A 10,074-nucleotide genomic window follows, 5' to 3' on the forward strand; every position below is an offset into this window, starting at 1 on the left:
GCCGGGCGGGGCCGGGGAGCGAGCCCCGTGGCCAGCCACAGCAACCCGGTGGCGAGCAGCAGCAGACCGCTGGAGGCGACGACCGCGAGGACGGCGGCGAGCGCCGGCGCGGCCAGGGTGGTCACGCGTACGGCCAGGGTGATGGCGGCGTTGGCCGCCTGACGCCGGTCCTCCGGCACGACCTCGGCCGTCAGCGCCTGGAAGGCGGGGCGGCAGGCGCCCTGCCCCGCGCCCACCACCGCGGCGGCGGCTGCCGCCACGGTGGGCGCGTGCGTGAGGCCCCAGACGAGGAGCGGCGTCGCCACGGCGGCGGCGAGCCCGGCGATGCGGACCACGGTCCGGCGGGCGTACCGGTCGGCGAGGACACCGCCCACCGGCACGGCGACCAGGAAGCCCACGGTACGGGCCGCCAGGAGCAGCCCCAGGGAGGCGCCGCTGAGCGTCCCCTCGACGACCGCGAGCCCGAGGAGGAACGGCATCGCCCAGGTCGCCAGCCCGGAGGCGGTGGTGGCCGACCACAACCGGAGGAAGGCGGCGTCACCGAGCAGCCCTGCACGGCGCCGCTGCTCGGGCGGGTGGACGGGGGGTGAGACGGTCACGGCGGTCCCTTGCCTCTCGCTGGGTGCCGGGCGCGTCAGCGGCCCACGGAGCGGAGGTAGGAGGCGACGCTCTCGGCGCCGTCCACGATGCGGGGGCCGCTGATGGCCTCGTTGTAGTCGAGCAGGTGGAAGTTGTCCTCCCGGACTGCGGTGACCTCGGAGAGCGCCGGCGAGCCCTTGAGGAAGTCGATCTTCGCCTGGGCCGGCTGGTCACCGTAGTCGAGGATCAGGATCACCTCGGGGTCGGCCTCGATGACCGACTCCCAGCTGACGGTCGTCCAGCGGCCCTCCAGTTCGGAGTAGATGTTCCGTCCGCCGGCGATCTCGATGATCTCCTGGGGCGGTGCCTGGTTGCCGGAGGTGAAGGGCTGGTCGGTGCCGGAGTCGTAGAGGAAGACCCGGACGGGCTCGCCGTCCGGTGCCTCGGCACGGACCGCCTCGACACGTTCCCGCAGCTCGGCGACGACGGTCTCGGCCCGGTCCTCGACGCCGAAGACGCGACCCAGCCGGTCGAGGTCGGTGTACAGCCCCTCGAAGGGCGTGAACCGGGCCGGGTGGCCCGGGTAGTTGTAGCAGGTCTCGCTGTGCACGAAGCTCTGGATGCCGAGGCCGTCGAGTATCTCCGGGGTGATCCCCCGCTCGTCGCTGAATCCGGACTGCCAGCCGGCGACCACCAGGTCGGCCCCGGCGTCGACCACGAGTTCCCGGTTGAGGAGGTCCTGGCTGAGGAGGTCGAGCTCCGCGTACTCGTCGGCCCAGGGCGACTCCTCCACGGGCGGGTTGGCGGGCGGCATGACGTAGCCGCGGATCGCGTCGGTGAGGCCGAGCGCGAGGAGTTTGTCGGCGCTGCCGGCTTCGTAGACGACGGCCCGTCCGGGCGTGCGGTACTCCACCTCCTCGCCGCAGCGTTCGACGGTGGTGGTGTCCGCTGCCCCCGGGTCCTCCGTCCGCGCCCCGCAGGCCGTCAGGAGCAGCGGGAGGACGAGGACGGCTGCTGCGGTGGGACGGGGTCGGCGCACGGGTGGCTCCTTGGGGTGGTGTGGTCGTCGGGTTCGAGGGAGTAGAGCAATTGGGGGACGCCGCTGAGGGGGTGGGGCACGACCGTCGCGGCCACGCCGAACACGGTCCGCGCCGTCCGCGCCGTCAGCACCTCGACCGGGGGGCCGCAGGCGACGAGGACGCCGTCGTGCAGCACGGCGATCCGGTCGCACACGGCCGCCGCGAGGTTGAGGTCGTGCAGCACGACGAGCACGGTGAGGCGGGTGTCGCGCAGCAGGGCCAGCAGGGCGATCTGGTGGCGGATGTCGAGGTGGTTGGTGGGTTCGTCGAGGATCAGGACCGGGGTCCGTTGGGCGAGGGCGCGCGCCGCCATGACCCGCTGCCGTTCTCCGCCGGAGAGGCCGAGGACGCCGCGGTGGGCGAGGTGCTCGATGCCGAGGCGGGCCATCGCCTCACGGCAGATCGCGCGGTCCTCCTCCCCCGGTGCCCGGTTGCCGGGAAGGTGGGGGCTGCGGCCGAGAGCGACGGTCTCCTCGACGGAGAAGTCGAGGTCGACCACGTGCTCCTGGCTCATCGCCGCCACCGTGCGCGCCCGCTGCCGTGGGGTGAGCTCGGCGAGGTCCGTGCCGTCGAGCAGCACCGACCCGGCCGTCGGCCGCAGCGCACGGTTGACGCAGCGCAACGCGGTGGACTTGCCGCTGCCGTTCGGGCCGACGAGCCCGACGGTCTGTCCGGCGGGTACGTCGAGGGTGAGCTGTCGGAGGAGCCGCGCGCCGTCGACGGTCACGGACAGCCCGTCCAGTGCGAGGGATCCCGGCCCGGTGCGGGGCGGGGAGGGGCGCCGGCTCATGTCAGCCACCGCCGAACAGGTAGCCGCGGCGCCGCATCAGCAGCACGAAGACCGGTACGCCGACGAGGGCGGTGATGACGCCCAGGGGCAGCTCACGCGGGGCGACCATGGTGCGGGCCAGCAGGTCCGCCCAGACCATGAACACCGCGCCGACCAGCGGCGCGATCACCAGCACCCGGGCGTGCGCGGCTCCGACGACCAGGCGCACCAGGTGCGGCATGATCAGACCGACGAAGCCGATGGCGCCGCTGACCGCGACGATGCAGCCGGTCATGGTCGCGGTGACGACGAACAGCACGCGGCGTTCCCGGCGGGGGTCGATGCCCAGTCCGGCGGCGGTCTCGTCCCCGGTGGCGAGGATGTCGAGCGTGCGGCTGCCGCGCCACAGGAGCAGCAGGCCGCAGCTGACCACGGCGGCGACCAGCGGGAGGGTGGACCAGGAGGCTGCGCCCAGTGACCCCATCGTCCAGTAGAGGACCGTGCCGGTGGCCTCGCCGTCGGGGGCGAGGTACACGAGGACGCTCATGAGTGCCTGGAACCCGTAGGCGAGCGCGATGCCGGTCAGCACGAGCCGCAGCGGGGTCAGGCCGGCGCGGGTGTTGGCCGCCAGGTACACGAGGGCGGAGGCGCCGACGGCTCCCAGGAAGGCGCCGGCGGAGAGCGCGTAGACGCCGAGCGAGGCGAGCGCCCCGAGGACGAGGACGCTCACGGCGCCCACCGAGGCGCCGGAGGATATACCGAGGACGAACGGGTCGGCGAGCGCGTTGCGCACCAGCGCCTGGACGGCGACGCCCGCGGCGGTGAGTCCGGCGCCGACGACCACGGCAAGCAGCACGCGGGGCGTGCGCACCTGCCAGACGATCTGGTAGGTCGTCACTTCGTCGGCCGGGACGAGACCGCCGGTGAGGGCCGCCCAGAGCAGCCGCGCGGTCTGCTCGGGCGGGACCACGGCGGGGCCGGTGCCGATCGCCAGCACCACGGAGACGCCGAGCACCGCCACGAGGACCAGTGCGGAGACCGCGGTGCCGCGCGGCGTTCGCAGCCAGGGGGCGGCCACCGGCCGCAGGCGCGCGTCAGGGGTCGCCGACAGGTCGGCGCCCGAGGGCGCGTCACCTGCCTGCGACGGAGGAGGGGACATGAACAGGAAAGTTATAGCAAACGGCAACCATGTTCAATAGACGGCCCGCTCCCGCAGCGCCCGCAGCCACGGCGCACACCGGCCCGCTCGGGGCGGTCGACTCAGCCCACGCCCTCCGAGGCACCCGTGTCACCGGCGCCGCCGCGCGACCAGGCGCGCGGCGCGCGCCAGTTGAAGCGCAAGGCGAGCAGCCGGATGACGAAGGCGGTCAGCGCCGCCGCCGACATGGTCCAGTTGTTCAGCGCGTCGAAACGGAGGAGCAGGGCGACGGCGCTCGCGCCGACGATCGCGGGGACGGCGTAGACCTCCCGGTCCCGGCGGAGCAGCGAAGGCACCTCGTTGGCGAGGACGTCGCGGACCACGCCCCCACCGGCGGCCGTAGCCAGCCCCAGCGCGGCGCTGCCCACCGTGCCGAGCCCGTACTCGTGGGCCTTGACGGTCCCGACCACGCAGAAGAATCCCAGCCCGGCCGCGTCGAACACCTGCACCGCGCGATCGATGCGTCCGAGCTCCGGATGAAGGAAGACCACCATCACCGTGGTCACGAGCGGCGTGAGGAAGTAACCGGGGTCGCTGAACGCCGCGGGCACGGCGCCGATCACCAGGTCACGGAAGATGCCTCCACCGAGACCGGTGGCGAAGGCCAGCACGGCGATGCCGAAGACGTCGAAGTTCTTGCGCACCGCGAGGAGGGCGCCCGAGATGGCGAACACGAAGATGCCGCCGAGATCCAGGTAGCGCTGGAGGGAAGGGTCGAGAAGGTCCACCCGGGCATTGTTGCCCCTACCATCCGCTTTCCCCCCACCCGCCCTCGCGCGCCCCCCGCACCGGCGGGGTCAGGGGCGCGGCCAGGGACGGCCGCCGATGCGCTCGATACCGCTGTTGAACCGGCGCAGGTACTGCGCGAAGGTCGCGACGTCCTCCTCCGGCCAGTCGGCCATCACGTCGTCGAGCGAGGCCACGATGACCCGGCGTTCCTCCTCCAGCAGGCGCTTGCCCTCGGCGGTGAGCCGGAACTTGCGGGCCATGCCGCCGGCGGGGTCCGGGATCCGGTCGACGAGCCCGGCTCGCATGGCGGCGGCGGTCTGCCGGTTGAGCGTGGACGCGTCGAGGCCGAACGCCTCGCTCAGCTCACCGATGGACATCGGACCCTGCACCCGAATGCGACTGAGGAGGACGTAGGCGCTCCGTTCGAGCTGCCCGTCCTTGCTCCGGCCGCCCCGGTGGTTGAGGAAGGCGTGCCGACTCAGCAGCATCTGCTCGTACTCGACCTCGTCCGTCGCCCTGGTCATCGCCGTTCCTCCCGCCGTACCCGTCCCAATCCTGGCACAGCCACTGTTCGGCAGTTCTTATGTGCGCAATACATAAGGCATGTACGATGCACATCGCTCATGCGGCGGCTGTCCGGTCGCGCCCCCACCGAAGCCAGGAGCACGCGCAGATGTCCGTCCCACGAAACGGGGTCCGCCAGGGCCGCCCCGTCGTCATGGTCCTGGCCCTCGCCGGCGTCACCGCGGCGACGATGCAGACGTTGGTCACCCCCCTGCTGGCGGACCTCCCGCGCATCCTGGACACCACCCCCGCGAACGCCACCTGGGTCATCACCGTGACGCTGCTGGTGGCCGCCGTCTGCGTGCCCATCACCGGACGCCTCGGCGACCTGCTGGGCAAGCGCACCATGCTGCTGGTGTGCTCGGTACCGCTGGTCGCGGGGTCGGTGGTGTGCGCCCTCTCCTCCGGCCTCGCCCCGATGCTGGTGGGGCGCGGCCTCCAGGGCGTCGGCATGGGGATGGTGCCGCTGGGGGTGGCGCTGCTGCGCGACGTGGTGCCGGTGGAACGTCTCAGTTCCTCGATCGCACTCGTCAGCGCGTCGATGGGGATCGGGGGCGGCCTCGGGCTCCCGCTGGCCGCCGCCGTGGCGCAGTACGCCCACTGGCGGGCGCTGTTCTGGGGCTCGGCCGCGCTCGCGCTCGCCGTCGCCGTCCTGCTGTGGCTGGTGGTGCCGGCCGTCCCGCCGGCGGCGCGCGGCCAGCGCTTCGACCTGCTCGGCGCGCTCGGACTGGGCGCCGGTCTCGTCGCCCTGCTGCTGGCTGTCTCCAAGGGCGCGGACTGGGGCTGGGCTTCTGCCACCACCCTCGGGCTGGCGGCGGGCGCCGTGGTCGTCCTCCTCGGCTGGGGGGTGTGGGAACTGCGGACGCGGCACCCGCTGATCGACCTGCGGACCACCGCCCGGCCCCGGGTGCTGCTGACCAACATCGCCTCGCTGCTCGTCGGCTTCGCGATGTACGCGTCCATGCTGGTGGTGCCGCAACTGCTGCAGTTCCCCGAGTCGACCGGGTTCGGCCTCGGTCAGTCCATGCTCGCCGCCGGACTCTGGATGGCTCCCGGCGGGCTGATGATGATGGTGGTCTCGCCGCTGGGCGGCAGGCTCACCGACGCGCGCGGCCCGAAACTCACCCTGGTGTGCGGCGCCCTGGTAGTCGCCTCCGGCTACGGGCTGCTCCAGGCGCTCCTGGGGACCCCCTGGGGGCTCATGATCGGCCTCGCGGTGGTGAGCGGCGGCGTCGGCCTGGCCTACGGGGCGATGCCCGCGCTGGTGATGTCGGCGGTGCCCCCGGGTGAGACCGCCGCGGCCAACGGCTTCAACACCCTGATGCGCTCGCTCGGCACCTCCGTCGGCGCCGCGGTCGTCGGCGTCGTCCTGGGGCAGATGACCGTCACCAGCGGCGGCGTGACACTGCCCTCCGAGGCGGCGTTCCGCACCGCTCTCCTCATCGGCGGCGCGCTCGCCCTGCTCTCCGCCCTGGTCGCCGCCACCATCCCCGGGCGACGCCCCGACCCCTCCCCCTCGCCGGCCCCCGAGGCCGGCACCCCCCACTCGGAGGACGCCACCGCGCGGACCTCCGTCCGGTAGCAGACCTGCCCGACGGCGACCCGCACGGCGGGCCGCCCCGGCAGACGCGCCCGGCCCACTCCCCCGAACCGCACCGACGCAACGGAGGAACCACGTGCCCGACGCCCACCCCCACTCCCCCACGCCCCCCACACCCCCCACCACCGCCGCCGAGCCCGCGCCGATACCGGCCGGCGAAGGCCTCGCCACCACGGCCGCCGCCGAGCCGGAGTTCGACCCCGAGGCGCTCCGGGCCCGGTACCGCGCGGAACGCGACCGACGGGTCCGTCCCGACGGAAACCGCCAGTACGCCCGCCTGACCGGTGACTTCGGCTACTGGGCGGAGGACCCTTACGCGAGCGGTGAGGACAGCCGCGAACCGCTCCACGACGCGGTCGAGGTCGCCGTGGTCGGCGGCGGCTTCGGCGGACTGCTCGCCGCGGCCCGCTTGCGGGCCGCCGGCTCGGGCCGCATCCGGGTCGTCGAGAAAGGGGCGGACTTCGGCGGCACCTGGTACTGGAACCGCTACCCGGGCATCCACTGCGACATCGAGTCGTACGTGTACCTGCCGCTGCTGGAGGAGACCGGCACGGTACCGGGGTGGCGGTACGCGCCCGGCGAGGAGATCCGGCAGCACGCCCGGGCGATCGGCCGCACCTTCGACCTCTACGCCGACGCCTGCTTCCGGACGACCGTCACGGAGCTGCGCTGGGACGAGGAGGCCGCCGCCTGGTGGGTCGCCACCGACCGCGGCGACCGCTTCCGCGCCACCTACGTGGTGACCGCCACCGGAACGCTCAGCGAGCCCAAGCTCCCGGCGATCCCGGGGGTCGAGACCTTCCGCGGCCACACCTTCCACACCAGCCGGTGGGACTACTCCTACACCGGGGGCGATGCCGACGGAGGGCTCGTCGGGCTGGCCGACCGGACCGTCGGCGTCATCGGCACCGGCGCCACCGGCCTGCAGTGCGTCCCGCACCTGGGCGAGTCCTCGCGCCACCTCTACGTCTTCCAGCGGACCCCCTCGTCGGTGGACGTCCGGGACAACCGGCCCACCGACCCGGCGTGGGCGCGCTCCCTGGCGCCCGGTTGGCACGAACGTCGCCGGCAGAACTTCCTCACCCAGGTCAGCGGCGGCACGGTGGACGAGGACCTCGTCGGTGACGGCTGGACCTCGACGGCGCGGCTCCAGCAGAAGCTGATCGCCACCGACGCCTATCGCAACCTGCCCGCCGCCGAGCGCGAACACGTCGAGGAGATGGCTGACTTCCGCAAGATGAACAACATCCGCGCGAGGGTGGAACGCGTGGTCACCGACCCGGCGACCGCGGAGGCGCTCAAACCCTGGTACCGCTACATGTGCAAGCGGCCCGGCTTCAGCGACAGTTACCTCCAGACGTTCAACAGGCCCAACGTGACGCTGGTGGACACCGCCGACACCCACGGGGTGGAGCGGATCACCGAGGACTCCGTCGTCGTCGGCGACCGCTCGTACCGGGTGGACTGCCTGGTCTTCGCGACGGGGTTCGCCGTCGGTGTCTCCGGCGTCGCGGCCGGGCTGCTGCCCGCCTACGGCAGGGACGGTGTGACGCTGCCGGAGGCCTGGGCCGACGGTCCGAGGACACTGCACGGTCTCACCACGCACGGCTTCCCCAACCTGTTCCAGCTCGGCTCGCTCCAGAACGCCGCCAGCGTCAACTACACCCATGTCCTGGACGAGCAGGCCGTGCACGTGGCGGAGATCGTCGCCGCCGCCCGCGAGCGCGGGGCCCGGTGGGTGGAGCCGAGCCGCCGGGCGCAGGACGCCTGGGTGGCGACCATCGAGGAGAAGTCGGTGGACCTCGCGCGCTTCCACGCCGAGTGCACCCCGGGGTACTACAACAACGAGGGCATGCCACGGGCCCGGCCGGGCGGCTACGGCGACGGTCCGGTGGCGTTCCACGCGCTGCTGCGGGAATGGCGCCGCGACGGCGGGCTGGACGAGGTCCTGGTGGGCGCCCGGTGAGCGCCGACGACCGGCCCTCCCGCTGGGATGGCCCCGCACCGCGGGTCGAACCGGAGTGGGTGCTGCGGCGGCTGAACGCGCCGAGCCGGCTGTGGGGCGCCAACGGCATCGCCTTCGGCCCCGACGGCAGGCTGTACGTCGCCCAGTACCTCGCCGGGATGATCAGCGCGCTGGACCCGGCGAGCGGTGACATCGAGCCCGTCGTACCGCCGGGCGGTCCGGTCCGGTCCCCGGACGACCTGGCGTTCGCCGCCGACGGCTCCATGTACGTGGCGGACCTCGTGCCGGGACGCGTGTGGCGGCGTGATCCCGCGGGCGGGCTGACGCTGGTCACCGCCGACGTGCCCGTCGTCAACGGCATCACCTGTGTCGGCGACAGGCTGTTCGTCAACGAGATGCGACCGGACGGCCGGCTGCTGGAGGTGGGGCCCGCCGACGGCGGGCAGCGCCTCCTGGCGGGCGGTCTGGCCCTGGGGAACGCCATGCAGTGCGGCCCCGACGGGCTGCTGTACTACCCGCACATGGTCACCGGCGAGGTGTGGCGCGTCTCCCCCGACGGCGGCGCCGCCGAGCGGGTCGCCCAGGACCTCCCGGCGCCCGTCGCCGTCCGCTTCGACCGGGCGGGCGTGCTGTACGTCCTGTCCTGCGGGCCAGGGGGCCTCGTCTTCCGCGTCGATCTCGCCGCCGGCGGCGACCGCACCGAGCTGCGGACGGGGCTGACGGGCCTCGACAACGCGGCGTTCGACGAGGAGAACCGGATGTACGTCTCCTGCTTCACCGACGGCGGGGTGGTGGAGCTCTCGCCCGACGGCCGCGTGCGCGAGATCGTGCGTCCCGGTCTGGCGGGACCGTTCGGGGTCGCCGTGGGCCCGAACGGCACCGTGCACGCCGCGGACCACTACCGCGTGGTCCGCCCTGGCCCCGAGGAGCACGCGCCGCCGGTCACCGACGGACGCGTCCACTTCGCCCACGCCGTCGCCGCGGACGCCGACGGCTCGCTGCACCTCACCTCGCAGTACGGTCAGGTGACGAGCTGGGATCCCGCGACCGGTCGGGGGACGGAGCGGGCACGGGGGCTGTCGCGGCCGGCCGGTGTCGCCCTGCGGGCGGACGGCGCCCTTGTCGTCGCGGAGAGCGGGGCGGGCCGCGTGCTGCTGTTGCCCGCCGACGGCGACCCGCGGACGTTGGCGGCGGGGCTGGGCCGACCGCTGGACGTCGCGTTCGACGCGGCCGGTGGCCTGTTGGTCTCCGACGCGGACCGCGGCACGGTCCTCCGGCTCGCCGCCGCGGGTGACGACCCGCAGGAGGACGGGTACGGGCCGCCGGAGGTCGTGGCCGCCGGGCTGGAGGCACCGGAGGGCATCGCCGTGCGCGACAGCGAGCTCTACGTCGTGGAACGCGGCGCGCACCGCCTCACGGTGATGGACCTCGGCACCGGCGTCCGGCGCACCGTGGTCGAGGAGCTCCCGCTCGCGCCGCCGCACGACGGGGAGCTGCCGGAACTGCCGCTGCACACCCACTCCATGCCCGGCGTGCCGCGGCCGTTCGCCGGCGTCGCCGCCGCGCCCGACGGCTCCGTCGTGCTGGCGG

Annotated in this window: 9 protein-coding genes; 3 read left to right on the forward strand and 6 right to left on the reverse strand. The window is 73.8% G+C overall.

The genetic code is table 11. From position 1 onward, the window contains the following. The 6 genes from HCJ92_RS18765 to HCJ92_RS18790 form a co-directional block, all read right to left on the reverse strand. Nucleotides 1–599, reverse strand: a 599-nt coding sequence (locus tag HCJ92_RS18765) for an MFS transporter (protein ID WP_167934784.1), incomplete at its 3' end; no start/stop codon positions are given. A gap of 35 nt (nucleotides 600–634) precedes the next feature. Next, nucleotides 635–1,618, reverse strand: a complete 984-nt coding sequence (locus HCJ92_RS18770) for an ABC transporter substrate-binding protein (RefSeq protein WP_167934785.1) — start codon at nucleotides 1,616–1,618, stop codon at nucleotides 635–637. Further along, nucleotides 1,564–2,448 carry an ABC transporter ATP-binding protein gene (locus HCJ92_RS18775; RefSeq protein WP_167934791.1) on the reverse strand — a complete coding sequence of 295 codons (885 nt, stop codon included), beginning with the start codon at nucleotides 2,446–2,448 and terminating at the stop codon, nucleotides 1,564–1,566. The genes HCJ92_RS18770 and HCJ92_RS18775 overlap by 55 nt, the downstream gene beginning before the upstream one ends. Before the next feature lies 1 nt (nucleotide 2,449). After that, nucleotides 2,450–3,586: a FecCD family ABC transporter permease gene (locus HCJ92_RS18780; protein ID WP_167934786.1), complete on the reverse strand. Its 1,137-nt coding sequence runs from the start codon at nucleotides 3,584–3,586 to the stop codon at nucleotides 2,450–2,452. 101 nt (nucleotides 3,587–3,687) lie between these two features. Further along, a complete protein-coding gene (locus HCJ92_RS18785; protein WP_167934787.1) occupies nucleotides 3,688–4,353 on the reverse strand; it encodes a TRIC cation channel family protein in 666 nt (221 codons plus the stop codon). Between the two features lie 69 nt (nucleotides 4,354–4,422). Further along, complete coding sequence (locus tag HCJ92_RS18790) at nucleotides 4,423–4,878, reverse strand: MarR family winged helix-turn-helix transcriptional regulator (protein WP_167934788.1); 456 nt, start codon at nucleotides 4,876–4,878, stop codon at nucleotides 4,423–4,425. Between the two features lie 149 nt (nucleotides 4,879–5,027). Here HCJ92_RS18790 and HCJ92_RS18795 point away from each other — a divergent pair, with 149 nt between their 5' ends. The 3 genes from HCJ92_RS18795 to HCJ92_RS18805 all read left to right on the forward strand — a co-directional run. Beyond that, on the forward strand, nucleotides 5,028–6,500 hold the full coding sequence (locus HCJ92_RS18795) for an MFS transporter (protein WP_245240996.1): 1,473 nt from the start codon (nucleotides 5,028–5,030) through the stop codon (nucleotides 6,498–6,500). Between the two features lie 163 nt (nucleotides 6,501–6,663). Next, the gene (locus HCJ92_RS18800; RefSeq protein ID WP_167934792.1) at nucleotides 6,664–8,484 is read left to right on the forward strand and encodes an FAD-dependent oxidoreductase; all 1,821 of its coding nucleotides are present in this window, start codon (nucleotides 6,664–6,666) and stop codon (nucleotides 8,482–8,484) included. Then, a partial coding sequence (locus HCJ92_RS18805; protein ID WP_338054255.1) for a hypothetical protein occupies nucleotides 8,481–10,074 on the forward strand: 1,594 nt, incomplete at its 3' end. The genes HCJ92_RS18800 and HCJ92_RS18805, both read left to right, overlap by 4 nt.

This window comes from Streptomyces spiramenti (assembly GCF_012034385.1).
Classification (GTDB): domain Bacteria; phylum Actinomycetota; class Actinomycetes; order Streptomycetales; family Streptomycetaceae; genus Streptomyces; species Streptomyces spiramenti.

Excerpts from the sequence above, each read along its gene's own strand:
- HCJ92_RS18775 (WP_167934791.1), bottom strand. The coding sequence starts at position 2,448 with ATGAGCCGGCGCCCCTCCCCGCCCCGCACCGGGCCGGGATCCCTCGCA.
- HCJ92_RS18780 (WP_167934786.1), bottom strand. The coding sequence starts at position 3,586 with ATGTCCCCTCCTCCGTCGCAGGCAGGTGACGCGCCCTCGGGCGCCGAC.
- HCJ92_RS18790 (WP_167934788.1), bottom strand. The coding sequence starts at position 4,878 with ATGACCAGGGCGACGGACGAGGTCGAGTACGAGCAGATGCTGCTGAGT.
- HCJ92_RS18795 (WP_245240996.1), top strand. The coding sequence starts at position 5,028 with ATGTCCGTCCCACGAAACGGGGTCCGCCAGGGCCGCCCCGTCGTCATG.